Genomic DNA, 405 nt, shown 5'->3' on the forward strand with positions numbered 1-405 from the left:
GTGTCCGTGGGACTATACGGGCCGCAGTACAAATATTGACGGCCTCATACGGCTCGATTTTGCTCCGCTGTGGTTTGCTACAGGGCTTTTATTTGAACAAATTACGAAAAAGAAAGGCGGGTAAGTCTTGTAATTACACTCTTCATTTTATATAATAGTAAAAATGGAGGGGAAGACCAATGATACGTTTTATATTTGTAGCAGCTACAGTCATTCTGTTTTTGATTTTGAGTATTCCGCTGATGCTGGTGGAGTTTCTGATCGGGAAGAAAAACCGCCATCTGCGCGATGTGCAGAGTCTGGCCGTGATCCAGTGTGTATTCCGGCTGATCCTTAAGATGGCAGGGGTGAAGATTACGGTAAAGGGAAGAGAAAATGTCCCGACAGACCAGGCGGTACTTTACG

Annotated in this window: 1 protein-coding gene; it reads left to right on the forward strand. The window is 44.9% G+C overall.

Annotation, left to right across the window (positions count from 1 at the left end):
- Positions 1–179: 179 nt before the first annotated feature.
- Positions 180–405, forward strand: a 226-nt coding sequence (locus tag NE664_14985) for a 1-acyl-sn-glycerol-3-phosphate acyltransferase (GenBank protein MCQ4727940.1), incomplete at its 3' end; no start/stop codon positions are given.

Source organism: Anaerotignum faecicola (genome assembly GCA_024460105.1).
In the GTDB taxonomy this organism is placed as follows: domain Bacteria; phylum Bacillota; class Clostridia; order Lachnospirales; family Anaerotignaceae; genus JANFXS01.